This window comes from Rhodoferax sp. LB1P47 (assembly GCF_056521445.1).
On sequence record NZ_JBWMAU010000004.1, the window covers coordinates 162,468 to 180,280 of the forward strand.

20 protein-coding genes are annotated in these 17,813 nt (G+C 66.1%); 11 read left to right on the forward strand and 9 right to left on the reverse strand.

Annotated elements, in window-relative coordinates:
- Positions 1 to 11: 11 nt before the first annotated feature.
- Genes AC0969_RS07445 through AC0969_RS07465 form a run of 5 tightly spaced genes read right to left on the reverse strand, consistent with a single transcriptional unit; the run spans position 12 to position 3,132 of the window.
- The gene (locus tag AC0969_RS07445; RefSeq protein ID WP_479623510.1) at positions 12 to 503 is read right to left on the reverse strand and encodes a DUF3299 domain-containing protein; all 492 of its coding nucleotides are present in this window, start codon (positions 501 to 503) and stop codon (positions 12 to 14) included.
- A 16-nt stretch (positions 504 to 519) separates the two neighbouring features.
- Positions 520 to 762, reverse strand: a complete 243-nt coding sequence (locus AC0969_RS07450) for a hypothetical protein (RefSeq protein ID WP_479623511.1) — start codon at positions 760 to 762, stop codon at positions 520 to 522.
- An 11-nt stretch (positions 763 to 773) separates the two neighbouring features.
- Positions 774 to 1,976, reverse strand: coding sequence for an FtsX-like permease family protein (locus AC0969_RS07455; RefSeq protein WP_479623512.1), 1,203 nt, complete (start codon positions 1,974 to 1,976; stop codon positions 774 to 776).
- Between the two features lie 2 nt (positions 1,977 to 1,978).
- Positions 1,979 to 2,641, reverse strand: a complete 663-nt coding sequence (locus AC0969_RS07460) for an ABC transporter ATP-binding protein (RefSeq protein WP_479623513.1) — start codon at positions 2,639 to 2,641, stop codon at positions 1,979 to 1,981.
- A complete protein-coding gene (locus AC0969_RS07465) occupies positions 2,638 to 3,132 on the reverse strand; it encodes a Fur family transcriptional regulator (RefSeq protein ID WP_479623514.1) in 495 nt (164 codons plus the stop codon). The genes AC0969_RS07460 and AC0969_RS07465 overlap by 4 nt, the downstream gene beginning before the upstream one ends.
- 70 nt (positions 3,133 to 3,202) lie before the next feature.
- On the opposite strand from AC0969_RS07465, the gene AC0969_RS07470 reads away from it, so the two are divergent.
- The 11 genes from AC0969_RS07470 to AC0969_RS07520 all read left to right on the forward strand — a co-directional run bounded on the left by AC0969_RS07470 (position 3,203) and on the right by AC0969_RS07520 (position 13,279).
- Complete coding sequence (locus tag AC0969_RS07470; protein ID WP_479623515.1) at positions 3,203 to 3,325, forward strand: hypothetical protein; 123 nt, start codon at positions 3,203 to 3,205, stop codon at positions 3,323 to 3,325.
- Entirely contained in the window at positions 3,319 to 4,035 is a 717-nt protein-coding gene (locus AC0969_RS07475; protein ID WP_479623516.1) for a metal ABC transporter ATP-binding protein, read from the forward strand. Before AC0969_RS07470 ends, AC0969_RS07475 begins: the two co-directional genes overlap by 7 nt.
- Before the next feature lie 4 nt (positions 4,036 to 4,039).
- The gene (locus AC0969_RS07480; RefSeq protein ID WP_479623517.1) at positions 4,040 to 4,891 is read left to right on the forward strand and encodes a metal ABC transporter permease; all 852 of its coding nucleotides are present in this window, start codon (positions 4,040 to 4,042) and stop codon (positions 4,889 to 4,891) included.
- Positions 4,892 to 4,910: 19 nt separating this feature from the next.
- Complete coding sequence (locus tag AC0969_RS07485; protein WP_479623518.1) at positions 4,911 to 5,789, forward strand: metal ABC transporter substrate-binding protein; 879 nt, start codon at positions 4,911 to 4,913, stop codon at positions 5,787 to 5,789.
- Between the two features lie 12 nt (positions 5,790 to 5,801).
- Positions 5,802 to 6,629 (forward strand): ABC transporter ATP-binding protein, encoded by an 828-nt coding sequence (locus tag AC0969_RS07490; RefSeq protein ID WP_479623519.1) that lies wholly within the window; start codon positions 5,802 to 5,804, stop codon positions 6,627 to 6,629.
- The gene (locus AC0969_RS07495) at positions 6,626 to 7,573 is read left to right on the forward strand and encodes an ABC transporter substrate-binding protein (protein ID WP_479623520.1); all 948 of its coding nucleotides are present in this window, start codon (positions 6,626 to 6,628) and stop codon (positions 7,571 to 7,573) included. The genes AC0969_RS07490 and AC0969_RS07495 overlap by 4 nt, the downstream gene beginning before the upstream one ends.
- A complete protein-coding gene (locus AC0969_RS07500; RefSeq protein WP_479623521.1) occupies positions 7,573 to 8,595 on the forward strand; it encodes a FecCD family ABC transporter permease in 1,023 nt (340 codons plus the stop codon). The genes AC0969_RS07495 and AC0969_RS07500 overlap by 1 nt, the downstream gene beginning before the upstream one ends.
- Positions 8,596 to 8,672: 77 nt before the next feature.
- Positions 8,673 to 10,196 (forward strand): ABC transporter substrate-binding protein, encoded by a 1,524-nt coding sequence (locus tag AC0969_RS07505; protein ID WP_479623522.1) that lies wholly within the window; start codon positions 8,673 to 8,675, stop codon positions 10,194 to 10,196.
- Positions 10,193 to 11,113: an ABC transporter permease gene (locus tag AC0969_RS07510; RefSeq protein WP_479623523.1), complete on the forward strand. Its 921-nt coding sequence runs from the start codon at positions 10,193 to 10,195 to the stop codon at positions 11,111 to 11,113. Before AC0969_RS07505 ends, AC0969_RS07510 begins: the two co-directional genes overlap by 4 nt.
- Positions 11,110 to 11,892 carry an ABC transporter permease gene (locus tag AC0969_RS07515; protein WP_479623524.1) on the forward strand — a complete coding sequence of 261 codons (783 nt, stop codon included), beginning with the start codon at positions 11,110 to 11,112 and terminating at the stop codon, positions 11,890 to 11,892. Before AC0969_RS07510 ends, AC0969_RS07515 begins: the two co-directional genes overlap by 4 nt.
- A complete protein-coding gene (locus AC0969_RS07520; RefSeq protein ID WP_479623525.1) occupies positions 11,876 to 13,279 on the forward strand; it encodes an ABC transporter ATP-binding protein in 1,404 nt (467 codons plus the stop codon). The genes AC0969_RS07515 and AC0969_RS07520 overlap by 17 nt, the downstream gene beginning before the upstream one ends.
- On the opposite strand, the gene AC0969_RS07525 is transcribed toward AC0969_RS07520, so the two are convergent.
- The 4 genes from AC0969_RS07525 to AC0969_RS07540 all read right to left on the reverse strand — a co-directional run bounded on the left by AC0969_RS07525 (position 13,276) and on the right by AC0969_RS07540 (position 17,779).
- The gene (locus AC0969_RS07525) at positions 13,276 to 13,878 is read right to left on the reverse strand and encodes a DUF938 domain-containing protein (RefSeq protein ID WP_479623526.1); all 603 of its coding nucleotides are present in this window, start codon (positions 13,876 to 13,878) and stop codon (positions 13,276 to 13,278) included. The genes AC0969_RS07520 and AC0969_RS07525 overlap by 4 nt on opposite strands.
- A 143-nt stretch (positions 13,879 to 14,021) precedes the next feature.
- On the reverse strand, positions 14,022 to 15,908 hold the full coding sequence (locus AC0969_RS07530; protein WP_479623527.1) for a WD40/YVTN/BNR-like repeat-containing protein: 1,887 nt from the start codon (positions 15,906 to 15,908) through the stop codon (positions 14,022 to 14,024).
- A 92-nt stretch (positions 15,909 to 16,000) separates the two neighbouring features.
- On the reverse strand, positions 16,001 to 17,551 hold the full coding sequence (locus AC0969_RS07535; protein ID WP_479623528.1) for a WD40/YVTN/BNR-like repeat-containing protein: 1,551 nt from the start codon (positions 17,549 to 17,551) through the stop codon (positions 16,001 to 16,003).
- A 96-nt stretch (positions 17,552 to 17,647) separates the two neighbouring features.
- On the reverse strand, positions 17,648 to 17,779 hold the full coding sequence (locus tag AC0969_RS07540) for a hypothetical protein (protein WP_479623529.1): 132 nt from the start codon (positions 17,777 to 17,779) through the stop codon (positions 17,648 to 17,650).
- Between the last annotated feature and the right edge of the window lie 34 nt (positions 17,780 to 17,813).

The following is a 17,813-nucleotide window of genomic DNA, read 5'->3' on the forward strand; positions in this document are numbered from 1 at the left end:
TCCTTCAGGCCTTACTGAACCCCCACCGCGTCCACCATCCGGTAATACAGACCGTACTGGTCGTCGGGCAAAACTGTAAAAGTACCCTCCACCGTCACCGGCTCCAGGCTGTATTTCACCGGGGTTTTGGTCTTCACCTCGACCATGCTCTCAGGGCCGCCGGGCAGGCAGAACGAGCAGGTCAGCGGCACGGACGTGAGCAGAAAATGCTTCTGCTTTTCGCCCGCGTCCAGCGGCACCATGAAGCCCTGCACGCGCTGGGTTTTCTGGTGCAGCTCCAGTTGCGGCATGCCAAAGTTGGGCAGGATGCGGTTCTTGATGGCCTTGGTCTTGACCGCCGTGAGCACCGACCACGGCACCACATCGGCCCGGTCGGGCAGCGGCGCAAACGGGCTATTAGGGCTGTGGAAACCCGCCCCCGACCCGGCAGGCAGATCCATAGGCTGTGCGCAGGCCACACCTGTGGCTAGGGCACAGGCAACCAGAACAAATACAAATTTCATACTCTGCTCCAACAGCCTAGTGCTCGTGTTTCATGCCGCAGTATTTGCCAATGGCGATGCCTTTGCAGGCGGCCTGCAAAGCTTTGGTGCAGGCATCTTCGCCTTTTCCGGCCTCGCGGCACTGGGCTGCGGCTTCGTGGGCGCCGGCGATGGCGCGGTGGCGGGCGACATCTTCTTTGGTGTCTTGGGCACTCTCGGCGGCCAAGGCGCTGGCGGTAAACAGGGCCGAGAGAATCAGTGCGGCGAGGGTTTTGGTCATACAAACTCCAGTTAACGGTGGTTCAACAAAGTGGTCACGTCCAGCCGGTACACGGCCCAGGCGGGCAGCGCGGCGGCCAGGGTGGCGATGGCGGCGGCCAGCGGCAGCAGCAGCCATTCATGGGGCAGCCAAATCCAGCCGGTCAGGGGCAACGAGCGCTCGGTCTGTAGCCAGCTCCCCACCAGCTCCGCCAGCAGATGCCCGCCCAGCAGGCCCAGCGCGGTGGCCATCGTGGCCAGCAGTAGCGCCTCTACCAGCACCAGCCCGGCCACTTTGTAAGGCGGCGCGCCCAACATGCGCAGCATGGCCAGATCAGCGCGGCGCTCTCGCACGGCGCTCCACAGGGCGATGAAGACGCTCAAGGCCGCCGTCAGCAGCAGCACCGCGCCAAAGCCGCGCAGCACGTCACTGCCCACGCCCACCATGCGCAGCAGGCGGGTGATTTCCACAGCGGGCGCGGCGGCCTGCATCTCGGTACTGGTGTTGATGAAGCGCGGAAAGGTGACCGCTGCCAACGGGCTTTTGTAGGTAATCAGTGCCAGGGTAATTTCGCGCTCTTGCTCCAGGATTTTCTGGTCTTCGTCGTCCAGCGCGGTGGCTTTCTCGTGCACTTTCCAGACCGATTCGGTGGCGGTCAGCACCAGCCGGTCCAGCACGCAGGCGCAGGGGGCCAGCACGCCACTGACGGTGTAGGGGAAGTCGCCGTGGATGTGCCCCGTGCCGCCCAGCCCGTGCGAGCCGTAGAAGGTGTTGCCGACCGCCAAGCCAGTGTTTTTGGCCACCTGTGCGCCCACCACAGTCTGCATGGACTGGGTCCACAACGCGCCTTGCGCCAACTCTGCGCCGTAGTGCGCGGCATAGGCCGGGCTGGTGCCGACGATACGAAAGCCGCGAAACGTGTCGCCCAAACTGATGGGGATGAGCTGGGCCACGCGCGGGTCTTTTTCGATCTGCTGCACCGCCTCCAGCGGGATGTTGCCGGGCGGCACGTCGATGTGGAACACGCCCGCCAAAATCAACTGCATGGGGCTGCCCTTGGCCCCCACCACCGCGTCAATGCCTGCCAAATCGCGCTCAAAGGCACTGTCCATTTGGCTGCTGACCAGCCACACAAAGGTGATGCTGGCCAGGCCCAGCGCCAGCAGTAGCAGATTCAGCGCGGCGGCCAGCGGGCGCGACCACAGGTAGCGGAAGGCGATTGCTATAAATTTCATAGCTACTCACGCATATTTAATGTGCGCTGGATGCCGATTTGGCATGTAACTGCACCCGACAACGCCGCCGTGACCCGTGCGTCATGGGTGGCAATGACCAGCGTGGCATGGCAGTGCTGGGCGCTCATCCGCAGCAGGGCCAGTGCGGATTCGGCCGCCGCGTCGTCCAGGCTGGCGGTGGGCTCGTCGGCCAGGATTACTTTCGGCTGCAACAGCACGGCGCGGGCCAGGGCCACGCGCTGGGCCTGGCCCCCCGAGAGCTGGCGCGGCTTGCGGGCCGCCAGCTCGGCCACATCCAATGCCTCCAGCGTGCGGCGCACCGCCTGCGGGTCGTCGGGCACGCCAGCGGCCCACTGGGCCAGAGCCAAATTATCGGCCACAGTGAGCGCTTCGCTCAAATGCAATTTTTGGGGTAAGAAGCCGATAGCGCCCGCCCGCCATGCGTCAGCAGCTACCTTTTTGAGAGTGCCCAGATCTTGCTCCGCCACCGTGATGTGCCCACTGCCGGGGCGCAGCAGGCCCGCCGCCAGCGCCAGCCAGGTGGATTTACCCGCGCCCGACGGGCCGCGCAGCAGCAGCACGCCGCCCTGGGGAATGTCGATGTCGGGGAATTCCAGCCCCGCCCCACCGGGGTAGGCATAGCCAAGCTGCGCGGTGCGGATCAACGCGCCAACCTTTGCGCGGGTGCGCAGTCGCCGCAAATACCGCGCAGCGCCAGATCCACGCTGACGCTTTGCTGGCCCAGGGTTTTCAGCGCCTGGATGGCTCTGATGGCGGCTTCGGCCAGCTCGGCGTTGGTCTTGTCCATCTGGCCGGCCAGCGGCAGGTCGCGGTGGCAGGTGTTGCACTCGAAATGCGGGGCCTGTTCTGCCGCTTCTTCCACCACCGCCTGGTAGTGGCGCACGCGCTCGGCATCCACCTTGCAGCGCAGCAGGCCCACCTCGGACAGGCGGTCCAGCAGGCGGTATAGCGTGACGCGGTCAAGCGTGATGCCGGATTCACGGGCCAGCGCCTCTTGCAGCTGGGCATGGGTCCAGCGGGCATCGGCATGGGCGCGCAGCCATTCGACCACCAGCCGGGCGGCATTGGTGCGGCGCAGGCCGTGGGCGACCAGCAGGTCGTCGGCGGAGGTGGCGGAAATAGGTGAAGGGCTCATGGCTACTCGCATTCTAAAACGCAACTGTGTTGCGATATACTTTTGCAATCGAGTTGCATTATTACCCCAAATGAAAAACCCCCGCCACCCCTTTCTTGCCCTGTCTGCCCCCGCACGGCTGCGGCGCGTGCTGCCCGCCTTGTTGGTACTGTGGCTGGCCGTAGCCTGGGCATTGGGAGATGCGCCGTGGTAACGCTGGACGGCTTGTGCGTCACCTACCGCGACCGCCCCACCCTGCACGGGGTGAGCGGCAGTTTTGCGCCGGGCTCGCTCACGGCGGTGGTGGGGCCGAATGGCGCGGGCAAAAGCACGCTGCTGAAAAGCATTTTGTCGCTGCTGCCTGTGGCGCAGGGCGGGTTGACGGTCAACGCGCCACGGGAGCGTATTGCCTATTTGCCACAGCAGTCGGCCATCGACCGCAGCTTTCCCATCACCGTGCATGACTGCGTGCTGCTGGGCGCGTGGCAGGCGGCGGGCGCACTGGGGGGCTTGGACAGCGCGGTGCTGGATGCCGCCGATGCGGCCTTGCACACCGTGGGCCTGTGCGGCTTTGCGCAGCGGCCCATAGCCGCACTCTCCAGCGGGCAGTTCCAGCGGGTACTGTTTGCCCGGCTGCTGTTGCAAGACGCGGATTTGATCCTGCTGGACGAGCCCTTCAACGCCATCGACAGCAAAACCACCGCCGAGCTGCTGGCCCTGGTGGCCGACTGGCACGCCCGCCAGCGCACCGTGATTGCGGTGCTGCACGACCACGCCCAAGTGCATCAGCACTTTCCGCAAACCCTGCTGCTGGCGCGTGGCGTGGTGGCCTGGGGCGACACGGCACAGGTGCTGACCCCGCAGCATCTGGCAAAAGCCCGGTTGCTGGGCGAGAGCTGGGACGACCACCTCCATGCCGCTTGACACCATGCCACATCTCTACGACTTGGCGATTGCCCCGTTTGCCGACTTCCTGTTCATGCGCCGCGCACTCGTCTCGGCCCTGGCGCTGGCCCTGGGCGCGGCCCCGCTGGGGGTGCTGCTCACGTTGCGCCGCATGAGCCTGTTTGGCGAGGCGCTCAGCCACGCCATCTTGCCCGGGGTGGCGCTGGGTTTTATGTTTTTCGGCCTGTCGGCCATCGCCATGACCGTGGGCGGGCTGCTGGCGGGCATGCTGGTGGCGGCCACTGCCGGGCTGGTCAGCCGCGCCACGGTACTGCGCGAGGACGCAAGCCTGGCCGCGCTGTACCTGGTGTCGCTGGCGCTGGGGGTAATGCTGGTGTCGCGCCGGGGCACGCAGCTGGATGTGCTACACATTTTGTTTGGCAGCGCCCTGGGCGTGGATGCCAGCGGGCTGGCGCTGGTGGCCGGGGTGGCCACGCTCACCGTGGGCGCGTTGGCGCTGTTTTACCGGGCGTTTTTGCTGGAAAGCTTTGACCCCGCCTACCTGCAAAGCGCCAGCGGTCGCAAGGCAGGCATGGTGCAGCAGGGCTTCTTGCTGCTCGTTGTTTTGAACCTGGTGGCGGGCTTTCAAACCCTGGGCACGCTGATGGCGGTGGGCGTGATGATGCTGCCCGCCGTGTCGGCCCGCCTGTGGCACGACACCCTGCCCGCGCAGATGCTCAACGCCGTGGCGCAGGCCGGACTGGCCAGCTACTGCGGCCTGCTGATTTCTTACCACCATGACACCGCCAGCGGCCCCACCGTGATCGTTTGCGCCGGTGTGCTCTACGCCTTGTCGGTGCTGCTGGCCCCACGCGGCTGGCTGCGCCAACACTGATTTTTACCTAGGAGTTTTTATGTTTTTCAAACGTGTTTTGGCCGTTTTCACCGTGGCCGCATCCTTCGGGGCTGCCGCCCAGGTTCCCGTCGTCACCAGCTTCAGCATCCTGGCCGATCTGGTGCAGGTGGTGGGCGGCAACCGGGTGGTGGTGACCGCGCTGGTCGGGCCGAATGAGGATGCCCATGTGTTCGAGCCCAAACCGGCGGACGCCAAGGCCATCCTGCAAGCCAAACTAGTGGTGACCAACGGCCTGGGCTTTGAGCCGTGGATGGGCAAACTGGTGAAATCCGCCGGGTACAAGGGCGCCAGCGTCATCGCCTCCACCGGCGTGCAGGCGCGCAAGATGCAAGACGAGGGCCACACCATCACCGACCCGCATGCCTGGCAGAACCCGGTCAACGTGATTTTTTATGTGAGCAACATCCGCAAGGCGCTGGAGGCGCTAGACCCCGCCGGGGCCAGCCTCTTTGCGGCCAACACCTCCGCCTATGTGGCCGAGCTGCAAACGCTGGATGCCTGGTCGCAGAGCCAGATCGGGGCCATCCCGGCGGCCAGCCGCAAGGTGATCACCTCGCACGACGCGTTTGGCTACTTTGCCGCCCGCTACCAGCTGCAATTTTTGGCTCCACAAGGCATGTCCACCGAGGGCGAGGCCAGCGCCAAGGGCGTAGCCAGCCTGATCCGCCAGATCCAGCGCGAAAAAATCAAGGCGGTGTTCATCGAGAACATGGCGAATCCCAAGCTGCTGGCCCAGCTTTCCAAAGAAGCCGGTGTCACACCCGGTGCCACGCTGTACGCCGATGCGCTGTCTGCCCCGGACCAGCCCGGTGGCACGTATCTGAAGATGGCCCGGCACAACGTGGCGGCACTGGTGGCGGGTTTGCAGAAGAACTGAATGCACCCGGCCATGCAACTCCAACTGGATGCGGTGGGCTACCGCACCGCCCAGGGCCGCACGCTGCTGCACCCGGTCAGTCTCGCCGTGGATGCTGGCCAGCACCTCGCCATCGTGGGCCCCAACGGTGCGGGCAAATCGACCCTGCTGCGCATGCTGGCGGGCATCTTGCCGCCGAGCTGCGGGCAGATCCACTACGACGGCGTTCCGCTGGCGCAGTGGACTGCGCTGGAGCGGGCCCGGCATGTAGCCTTGCTTGGGCAGTCGGACCAGGCCGATGCGCGGCTACGGGTGCTGGACTACGTGCGCCTGGGCTGCCTGCCGCACCGCAGCCTGGCCCGGCCCGCGCAGTTAGAGGCCGTGGTGGCCGAGTCGCTGGAGCGCTGCAACCTGCAAACCTTGCGTGGCCGCAGCCTGGGCAGCCTGTCGGGTGGGGAACGCCAGCGCGCCCACCTGGCCCGCGCTTTGGCCCAACAGCCACGCCTGCTGTTGCTGGACGAGCCGACCAACCACCTGGACCCGCGTGCCACGCTGGATCTGCTGCAAGGCATTGCCAGCCTGGGCATCACCGTGGTGGCGGTGCTGCACGACCTGGCCCTGGTGCCGCAGTGGGCGCACCGCGTAGCCGTGCTGCAAAGCGGGGCCCTCGTGGCCTACGGCACACCGGCCCAGGCGCTGACCCCACGCACCGTGCACCAGGTGTTTGCCATGCATGCCTTCTACCTCCCCCACCCCACAACCGCCGCGCCGATGCTGGTGATGGACACCTGCCCGCCTGCGCCGCCAAAGACGGCGGGACGCAAAAGCTTTTTTACGACTTACGAAACCGTTTCCGCATGAAGAACCTACTCACCGCCCTAACCCTGTCCTTGCTCGGCGCAGCATGCGCAGCACAAAACTTTCCGGTCACCGTTGACAGCTGCGGCGAAGCCCTGACCTTTGCCGCACCGCCAAAGCGCGCCGTCATCCATGACCTGAACATGACCGAAATGGCCTTGGCCCTGCATCTGCAAGACAGCATGGTGGGCGTCACCGGCATCACCGGCTGGTACAAAACCGGACCAGAATTCAAAACCGCGCTGGGTCGCATCCCCGAGCTGGCCCCCAAATACCCCACACTGGAGAACCTGCTGGCCACCAACCCCGACTTCTTTTTTGCGGGTTGGTACTACGGCATGAAGCCGGGCGGTGAGGTGACCCCCACCACACTGGCACAGCACAAGATCAAGACCCTGGTGCTGTCCGAGAGCTGCATCCACCTGCATAAGCCGCGCCCCGCCGCGTCGATGGACCTGCTGTACGGCGACTTCACCAAGCTGGGCAGCATCTTCGGCAAGGCCGCAGAGGCGCAGGCGCTGGTGGTGCAGTGGAAAGCCCGGCTAGCCAAGCTGGGTACCGCCGCCCCCAAAGACACCCGGGTGTTCCTGTACGACTCGGGGGAAGACAAACCCTTTACCGCAGGTAAATATGCCATCCCCACGGCCATGATCGCTGCTGCCGGAGCCCGCAACATCATGGCCGACATGGAAACCAGCTGGGCCACCACCGACTGGGAAACCGTAGCCGCGCGCAACCCGCAGTTTTTGATTCTGCTGGACTACCAGGACGGCAACGGCACAGCCAAGCTGATGCGCTTTCTGCAAGCCCACCCAGCGATGAAAGAAACCGATGCCGTCAAACAAGGCCGCTTTGTGGCCCTGCGCTATGCCGAGCTGACACCCGGCCCGGCGAACATCGAAGCGATTGAAAAAATCGCCGCCGCGTTGCGCGCCCCACCCAAGTGATGTCGCAACGGTCTTTTTACGCTGTGCTGCTGGGTGGCCTGCTGCTGATTCTGGTGCTGGCCATGCTGTCGGTAGCCAAGGGCAGTACGCCCTTGCCATGGGCCAGTGTGCTGTCGGCCGTAGCCGGGCCGCTGGCCCCGGCACTGGATCTGCCCGCCGTGGAGCCCACGCTACGGCGCATCGTGGTGGATTTGCGACTGCCGCGCGTGCTGCTGGCAATGCTGGTGGGCGCGGGCCTGGCGATGGTGGGCGGCATGCTGCAAACCGCCACCCGCAACGACCTGGCCGACCCATTTTTGTTCGGCCTGTCGTCGGGGGCCAGTGCCGGGGCGGTAGCGGTCATCACCACCACCGGCGACATCCTGGGCATCTGGACTCTGCCGCTGGCCGCCCTGGCCGGGGGCTTGCTGGCGGCAGGCGTGGTGTTGGCGCTGGTGCACAAAAGCCAAGGCAGCGGGCCTGAAAAGCTGGTGCTGGCGGGGCTGGCGGCCTCGTTTCTGTTTGGCGCGCTCACCCATTACCTGGTGTTTGCGGGCGACCAACGGGCGGCCCACTCGGTGCTTTTTTGGACGCTGGGCGGCTTAGGTCTGGCGCGCTGGGACAACCTGGGCTTGGCCATCCTGGGCTTCGGTCTGCTGGCGGCTTTTGCGCTGACACGCCGCCACGCGCTCGATGGCCTGCTGGCGGGCGACGAAACCGCCGCCAGCCTGGGCCTGTCGCCCACCCGGCTGCGGGCCGAAATCTTCACCGTGTCGGCCCTGGCCACCGCCTGCTTTGTGGCGCTGACCGGGGTGATCGGTTTCGTCGGGCTCATGGTTCCGCACCTGGCCCGCGCCCTGAGCGGGGCCTTGCATGGCCGCTTGCTGGGCCTGTCGGCCGTGCTGGGCGCGGCCCTGCTGCTGGCCAGCGACATGGTCTGCCGCACGTTGCTGGCACCGCAAGAGCTGCCCATCGGCATCGTCACCGCCGCCGTGGGCGCGGTGTTTGTGGTCGTACTGGTGTTACGCAGCCCCAGCCACTGAACTATCAATTTCGTAGCTACTCGCGCTTATTACATAAGCACTAGCGGCATTTTTTACCCTTAAAAAATTACGTACCCATGCCCATCACCCGCCGCCAAACCCTGGCCTTTGCCGTGTCCACCCCGCTGCTGCCCGCCTGGGCCGCCGACAAAGACACTTTGAACATCGTCTCCCCCTGGGAGATCAGCAGCCTGGAGCCGTCACGCACCGGCTATGTGTTCAGCCGCTTGCAAATCACCGAAACCCTGGTCGATGTGGACCCCAGCGGTGCGCTGGTGCCCGGCCTGGCCACGGGCTGGCAGGTATCTAGCAACCAGAAAATGTGGCGCTTTAGCCTGCGCCGGGGTGCGCGCTTCCACGACGGCAGCCCGGTCACGGCGGCCCACGTGGCGCAGATGCTGGAGCGGGCGCACAAGGCTCCCGGCGTGCTGGGCAACACGCCGATCCAAAAAATCAGCGCAGACGGCGACAGCGTGGTGTTTGATCTGGCCCGCCCGTTCAGTGCCCTGACCGCTTTTTTTGCCCACACCAGTACGCAAATCCTCGCCCCTGCGGCCTATGGCGCAGACGGCGCGGTGGTGGCCGTCATCGGCTCCGGCCCCTACAAAATCAGCCGCATCGACGCGCCGCAAAAAATCAGCCTGGAGCGGTTTGGCGGCTGGCAAGGCCCACACCCGGCCATTGCCAAGGTCAACTATCTGGCCGTCAGCCGCGCCGAGACCCGCCAGCTGTTGGCCAGCAGCGGCCAGGCCGACCTGGTGTTCACCCACGACCCGGCCAACTTCGCCCGTTTGCAAGCCAACAAAACCCTGCAATTCCACAGCCTGCCGATTCCGCGCGTGCTCTACATCAAGGTGAACGCGGGCCACCCGTACTTGAAGGACGTGGCGGTGCGCCGGGCGTTGAGCCTGGCGATCGACCGCGCAGGTATTGCCGCCACCGTGCTGCGCGCCCCGCAGGCGGCAGCTACCCAGCTGTTTCCACCCGTGATGGGCGAATGGCATGTGCAGGGGCTACAGCCGCTGGTGCAAGACCAGGCCCAGGCCCGCAGCCTGCTGCAATCGGCAGGCTGGGCACCGGGGGCGGACGGCATGCTGCAACGCAACGGCAAACCCTTCCAGATCACCCTGCGCACGTTTTCCGACCGGCCCGAGCTGCCGGTGGTAGCCACGGCCTTGCAGGCGCAGTTCAAGGCCATCGGCATCGCCATGGTGGTGTCGGTGGGCAATTCAAGCGAAATTCCGGCGGGCCACCAAGACGGTACGCTGGAGCTGGCCCTGCTGGCGCGCAACTACGGCCTGGTGCCCGACCCGATGGGCACGCTGTTGCAAGACTTTGGCCCCCAGGGCGGCGACTGGGGCGCGATGGGCTGGAGCAGCGCCCTGGTGCGCGAGTCGCTGCAAACACTGAGCAGCAGCACCGATGCCAAGCGCCAGTCTGCCCAGCGCGGAGCCATTGCCACCGTGCTGCAAGCCGAGCTGCCGGTGATCCCGGTGGCCTGGTACCAGCACACCGCCACCAGCAGCAAGCGGCTGGGGCAGGTGGTGATTGACCCACTAGAGCGCAGCTACCGCATCGCGCAAATGGTATTGAAGGCATGAGGGCTGTATTGATCCGCATCCTGGGCGTGGCCCTCGGCGTGGGCCTGCTGTCGTTTGCCCTGCTGCAATCGCTACCCGGCGACGCGGCCTACCGCATTGCCTCCAGCCGCTACGGCTATGACATGGTCAACACGGCAGCAGCCGAGGCCGTGCGCCACGAGCTGGGGCTGGACCGCCCGCTGTGGCAACAAATGCTGGCCTGGCTGGGCGACGTGGCGCAGGGCAACTTGGGCGTGTCGCTGGTATCCGGCGAGCCGGTGCTGGCCGAGCTGTCGCACCAGTGGGGCCACACGGTGGCGCTGTCGCTGCTGGCCTGGGGACTGGCGCTGCTGCTGGGCGTAGGGCTGGGCATTGCCACCGCCTTGCTGCAACGGCCCTGGCTAGACAGGCTGGTGGGCCGCCTGGCCGTCACCCTGCGGGCGATTCCGGCGTTTGTGCTGGCCCTGCTGCTGGCCACCCTGCTGGCCGAGCACTGGGGCTGGCTGCCGGTGGCCGGGCACGGCGATGCCAGCCATTACGTGCTGCCCGCCTTGACGCTGGCCTTGGCCCTGGCCCCCGGTTTGGCGCAAGTCACGCGGCACAGCGTGGCCCAGGTGCTGGCCAGCGCCTATGTGCAATTTGCCCGCACCAAGGGCCTGCCCGCCCGCTGGGTGGTGCTGCGCCACGTGCTGCGCAATGCGGCAGTGCCCATTACCGCCTTTGCCGCCACCCAACTGGTGTTGCTGGTGGAGGGCATGGTGGTGGTGGAAACCTTTTTTGCCTGGCCCGGCATCGGCCACGCGCTGGTCCACGCCATCCTGGCCCGCGATGTGCCTATGGTGCAGGGCACAGCCCTGTGCATGGGCCTGCTGTTTGTGCTGCTAAACGCCGGGGTAGACGCGCTGTGTACCTGGCTAGACCCAAGGAGCGCACGATGACCGCCCGCCGCATTTGCTGCCTGCTGTTAGCCCTGATTGCCGCCTGGGCCTGGCTGGTCCCCCTGCCCGACCCGGCCGCGCAAGACCTGTCGGCCAGCCTGCTGCCGCCCAGCACCCAGCACTGGCTGGGCACGGATGCCTTAGGCCGCGAAGTGGCCGCGCGGCTGGCGCAGGCGCTGCGCATCTCGCTGTCGCTGGCGCTGGTTTCCGCCCTGCTGGCCGCCAGCGTGGGTGCGGGCCTGGGCCTGCTGGCGGCCTGGTGCCGGGGCGGAGTGGAACGCCTGCTGCTGGCCCTGGCCGATGCCGTGGTGGCCCTGCCCGGCCTGCTGTGGGTGCTGCTGCTGTCGGCCCTGGCGCCGGGCCACACCTGGCCGCTGTACCTGGGGCTGGTGCTCACCGCCTGGGTGGAATTCTTCCGCACCACCCGCGTATCGGCTGCCGCCCTGCTGGGCGGGCCGCAGGTGCAGTCCAGCCGTTTGCTGGGCTTTGGCCGCCTCTACATCGTGCGCCAGCATGTCTGGCCCGCGCTGCGCGGCACGCTGCTGGCCCTGACCGCGCTGGCCGTGTGCAACGCCGTGCTGGCCGTCTCGGCACTGGGCTTTGTGGGCATTGGCCTGCGCCCGCCGCAGGCCGAACTCGGCCTGCTGATGACCGAAGCCATGCCCTACTACGCCGACGCACCGTGGATGCTGGCCGCGCCGGTCATTCTGCTGCTGGCCACCGTGCTGGCGCTGCAAACCCTGAGCGAAAAAAAGGACGACCATGCCACTGGCACTTGAAATCAACGGTTTGACTATCACCGCCGGGGCCGACCCGGTGGTGCGCGGCATCCACCTGCAACTGCACGCGGGCCAGGCGCTCACCGTGCTGGGCGAATCCGGTTCGGGCAAATCCCTCATGGCGCAGGCGGTGATGGGCACGCTGCCCGCAGGCTTGGCCGCCAGCGGCGACATCGCCCTGTGGGGCCGCCGCCTGCTGCCCAGCGCACCACGTGACTGGGGCCGCGAGGTCGCCATGCTGCCGCAAGAACCCTGGCTGTCGCTCAACCCCAGCATGCACCTGCACGCCCAGGTGGCCGAGGTGCGGCACTGCGTGCGCGGCCAGCCCTGGCCAGCGGCCCGCTTACACGCCGACCAAGCGCTGGAGCAGGTCGATTTAGGCCCAGCCCGGCACAAATACCCGCACCAAATTTCGGGTGGTATGGGCCAGCGGCTGGCCTTTGCCGCCACCCGCGCCGCCGGGGCCCGGTTGCTGATTGCCGACGAGCCCACCAAGGGCCTGGATGCCGCCCTGCGCGACCAAATCGGCCAGCTATTACTGGGCCAGTTGCAACCAGGGCTTTCACAGCAAAGTCAGGCCCTGCTCACCATCACCCACGACGTGGCCCTGGCCCGCCTGCTGGGCGGCACGGTGGCGGTGATGCTGAACGGCGAAATCATCGAACAAGGCCCTGCCGACCAGGTGCTGCGCCAGCCCCGCCACGCCTACACCCAGGCCCTGGTGCAGGCCGAACCCGCGCACTGGCCCCACCTGGCGCAGCCGCTGCGGGCCGATGCCAACATGGTGGTGCAGGGCCAGGGTTTGGGCAAAAACTTTGGCACGCAACGCCTGTTTGCCGGGGTCGATCTGGCGCTGGCCGAGGGCGAGATCGTCGCCATCACCGCCCCCAGCGGCTGCGGCAAAACCACTCTGGGCCACATGCTGCTGGGCGTGGTGCCGCCCGACCAGGGCACAGTGCGCCGCGCCAAAAACCGCCCGCACGCCTTCCAAAAGCTCTACCAAGACCCGCCCGCCGCCTTTGCCCCGCTGCGCCGCGTGGGCGACAGCCTGGCCGATCTGGTCCAACTGCACCGCCTCAGCAGCGCCGATGCGCAGGGCTTGATGGCCGAGCTGAAGCTGGACAAAACGCTGCTGGCGCGCCTGCCCAGCGGGGTCTCGGGCGGCGAGCTGCAGCGCTTTGCCCTGCTGCGGGTGCTGCTGCTGAAACCCGACTTCATCTTTGCGGATGAGCCCACCTCCCGGCTGGACCCCATCACCCAGCAGCGCACCCTGGAGCTGCTGTGTGCCCACACCGCCGCCCACCAGTGGGCCCTGCTGCTGGTCACGCACGATGCCGAGATGGCAGCCAAGGCCGCGCACCGCCAGACCGACGTGGTTTTTGGCTAACCGGGCAACCGGCCAAAGACCAGCAAAAGGTTGTTGGCAGGCATGACCACCCGGTCTCGCAGCGCCAAGCCGACCCGCGCCGCCTGCTGCACCACGTCGTCTAGCTGCCGGATGCCCCAGGCGGCATTGCGCTGGCGCAGGTCGGCATCAAAACCCAGGTTGCCCGGCGCGGTGGGCACGCCGCGCTCCAGGTACGGGCCGTAGGTGATCAGCACGCCATCGGCGGCCAGATGCAGGGCCGCACCGTGCATCAACGCCGCGCAGGTGGCCCAGGGCGCGATGTGCAGCATGTTGGCGCAGTAGATGGCATCGAACGTATCCGCCAGCGGCCACGGGGCCAGCACGTCCAGGCGCAGCGGCGGCAACACGTTGGCCACCCCGGCCTGCGCGCACCAGGTGGCGATGGAGCCAAAGGCAGCGTCCTGCGCGTCGCTGGGCTGCCAGGTCCAGCCCGGCAGCGCCTGGGCAAAACCCGCTACATGCTGGCCCGTGCCGCTGGCGATTTCCAGCGCCCGGCCATGCAAAGCCAGCACGCGCTGCAAGACGGTAAGGATGGGCGGCAGGTTGCGCTCGGAGGCGGGGCTGTGGTGGGTGTGCACGGAGCGGTCTTTTCAAAGTGGGGCGGGGTTGCGAGGATACCCGCATCAGCCCCTTCTGCACTCTCTTTTTGATAGCTGCAAGCGCACATGGAATATGCGCCAGAAGCTTAAAACACCCTCAACTCTGTATTGCGGGCTGGCGTTTACTGCACCACAAAACTGCCCGAATAGCTGGTGTAGTCCAGCGGCATGAACACCCCGCTGCCCAGGTATTGCAGCTTCAGGGAGTCGTATTGCGAGCCGCTGAGGGTGCCGGTGGTGCGGTTGGATGTGGTGTAGATATGGCCGACACCATCTACCGCCGCCAGCTGACTGCCATCGGCCGACGAAGCCACCGAGTACCACCCGCGGTTGCTATCCCGCGCCGTCCAGTTCACACCCGAGTCGATCGAGGTGTAGATCTGACCTCCGTACACCACTGCCACCAGCTTGCTGCCGTCGGCAGACGAGGCCACCGTGCCCCACGTGCGGCTGCTATCCCGCGCCGTCCATGTCCCCCCCGAGTCGGTCGAGGTGTAGATCTGACCACCGGACACACTCGCCACCAGCTTACTGCCATCGGCCGACGAGGCCACCGACTGCCAAGACCGATTGAACTCACGCACCGCCCAGGTCACCCCAGAGTCGGTCGAGGTGTAGATCCGACCGAAATTCGTCGCCGCCACCAGCTTGCTACCGTCGGCCGACGAGGCCACCGAAATCCAGTTGAAGATGCTGCCGGTCCGTGCCGTCCAGTTCACGCCAAAGTCGGTCGAGGTGTAGATCTGGCGGCCGAACACCCCCGCCGCCAGTTTGCTGCCGTCGGCCGATGAGGCCACCGAAATCCAGTTGAGGTTAATGCTGGTCCGTGCTGTCCAGCTCACCCCAGAATCGGTCGAGGTGTAGATATTGCCACCGTACACCACCGCCACTAGCTTGCTGCCGTCGGCCGACGAGGCCACCGATTGCCAGTCACGGACGTTCTCCCGCGCCGTCCAGTTCACCCCAGCATCGGTCGAGGTGTAGATCAAACCGCCAAATTCCACCGCTACCAGCTTACTGCCGTCGGCAGACGAGGCCACCGACTCCCAATTGCGATTGCTCTCCCGCGCCGTCCAGTTGACATACGCATTGGGGTAGCTGCTCGGCAGCGCCTTGGTCACCACCGTTTGCCCGGCGTTTTGCAGCAGGCTCCAGCCGCCCGCCCCTGCACCGCTGACCTGCACCAGATCCCCTACCGCCGGGGCCGTGGGCAAGGTGATCGCTACCTGCGCCGCGTTGTTGGCGATGTAGCCAGTGTTGGGCAGGGCTTGCTGGCTGGTAGCGGTCACATTGACCCAGGTCACGCCGGGGCCAGGCGCGCCGTCGCAGGTGTAGGTGGTGCTGGTGATTTCTGCCGCATCGAGCACGCCGCTGCTGTTGCTGTCCAGCCCGGTGGTGACCTTATGGCCGCCGTAGGTGCAGTTGGCACCCGCAGCCTCGCTGGCCACGGCGATCAGGCTGGAGAGGCCGGTGGCCCCGGTTGCACCCGTAGTACCTGTCGCGCCAGAGGTTCCAGTAGCACCCGCAGCGCCTTTGCAGACGTAGTCGGTAGAGGTGATTTCGCTGGTATCGAGCACGCCGTTGGCGTTACTGTCCAGCCCCACGCTGATCTGCGAGCCGCCGTAGGTGCAGTGGCTGCCAGCAGCTTCAGCACTGGTGCGCACCAGGCTGGTGAGGCCGCTGCTACCCGTGGCCCCGGTCGTGCCCGTAGCACCCAGGCTGCCGTTGCAGACGTACTGGGTGCTGGTGATCTCGGCCGTGTCGAGCACGCCGTTGGCGTTGTTGTCCAGCCCGGCGTTGATGTAAGCGCCGCCGCTGGCGCAGTGCAGGCCCACGGCTTCTGTACCGGCCAGCACCAGGGTGGCGGCCTTGGCGGTGGTGGTGTCGGTTACAGCGGCGACCGTGTCAGAGCCACCACCGCAGGCTGTGAGGGCCAGCGTGAGGACCAGGGCGCAGAGGGTGAAGCTGGGCCGCCGTGCTGGGCATGGTGCGGACAAGGATAGGGGCATGGCAATGGATCTTTTTTGATAGCTGCTTGCGCAGGAAGGATGTGCGCTAGAGGGCTAAAACTCCCTCAACCATGCGCTGCGAGATTGGGCGTTTACTGCACCACAAAACTGCCCGAATAGCTGGTGTAGTCCAGCGGCATGAACACCCCGCTGCCCAAGTATTGCAGCTTGAGGGAGTCGTATTGCGAACCGCTGAGGGCGCCGGTAGTGCCGGAGGTGGTGCTGTTGGTGGATGTGGTGTAGATCTTGCCGCCGCCATCTACCGCAACCAGTTGGCCGCCATCGGACGATGTGGCCACTGAGTACCAGTAGCGTCTGCTCTCGCGCGCCGCCCAACTCACCCCGGAGTCGGTCGAGGTGTAGATCTGGCCGTCGTTCACCGCCGCCACCAGCTTGCTGCCGTCGGCCGACGAGGCCACCGAAAACCAGTTGCGGTTGTTCTCACGTGCCGTCCAGCTCACCCCAGAGTCGGTCGAGGTATAGATCTGACCGTCGGACACACCCGCCACCAGCTTGCTGCCGTCGGACGACGAGGCCACTGAGAACCAGTCGCCGTTGCTCTCGCGTGCTGTCCATGTCACTCCGAAATCGGTCGAGGTGTAGATCTGACCGCCATACTCCACCGCCACCAACTTGCTGCCGTCAGCCGACGAGGCCACAGAAACCCAGGTACGGCTGTTTTCGCGTGCCGTCCAATTCAGCCCAGAGTCGGTCGAGGTGTAGATCAGACCGCCGTACACCCCCGCCATCAGCTTGTTGCCATCGGACGACGAGGCCACTGAGCGCCAATGCCGGCTGCTATCACGAGCCGTCCAAGTCATGCCGGAATCAGCCGAGGTGTAGATATGACCGCCATACTCCACCGCCACCAACTTGCTGCCGTCAGCCGACGAGGCCACAGAAACCCAGGTACGGCTGTTTTCGCGCGCCGTCCAGCCCAAGCCTGCATCGGTCGAGGTGTAGATCTGACCGCCGTTCACCACCGCCACCAGCTTGCTGCCATCGGCCGACGAGGCCACCGATTGCCAGTTGCGACTCCTCTCCCGCGCCGTCCAGTTGGTATACGCATTAGGGTAGCTGCTCGGCAGCGCCTTGGTCACCACCGTTTGCCCAGCGTTTTGCGCCAGAAGCCAACCGCCCGTCCCCGCCCCGCTGACTTCCACCAGATCACCCACCGCCGGGGCCGTGGGCAGCGTAATCGCCACCTGCGCCGCGTTGTTGGCGATGTAGCCGATGTTGGGCAGGGCCTGCTGGCTGGTGCCGGTCACCTGCACCCAGGTCACGCCGGGGCCGGGCGCGCCGTTGCAGGTGTAGGTGGTACTGGTGATTTCTGCCGCATCGAGCACGCCGCTGCTGTTGCTGTCCAGCCCGGTGGTGACCTTGTGGCCGCCGTAGGTGCAGTTGGCACCCGCAGTTTCGCTGGCCACGGCGATCAGGCTGGAGAGGCCGGTGCTGCCGGTGGCCCCCGTTGTCCCCGTTGTCCCGGTTGCCCCGGTCGCGCCCGCAGCGCCTTGGCAGACGTAGTCGGTAGAGGTGATTTCGCTGGTGTCGAGCACGCCATTGCTGTTGCTGTCCAGCCCCACGCTGATCTGCGAACCGCCGTAGGTGCAGTGACTACCAGCAGCTTCGGCGCTGGTGCGCACCAAGCTGGTGAGGAGTAGCGCGCCGTTTAATTTGATCCAGTCGAACGTTTGAATTGATCCAGCATTTAACGGTCAATTTGCGCGTCAGCCAAGACTTCACGATGCGGCCAGGCGGCGGACCAACTTGATGCAGTGGCTTACCGCTGCGGCTTTGAGGGGCTGGCCACGTTGCATGAGCTGGGTTCGATACCCGTTCAGCGCCTCAATCAGTTTTTCGACTTCAACCATATCGCCCATTTTCCCAAAGTTAAAGCCCCAGACA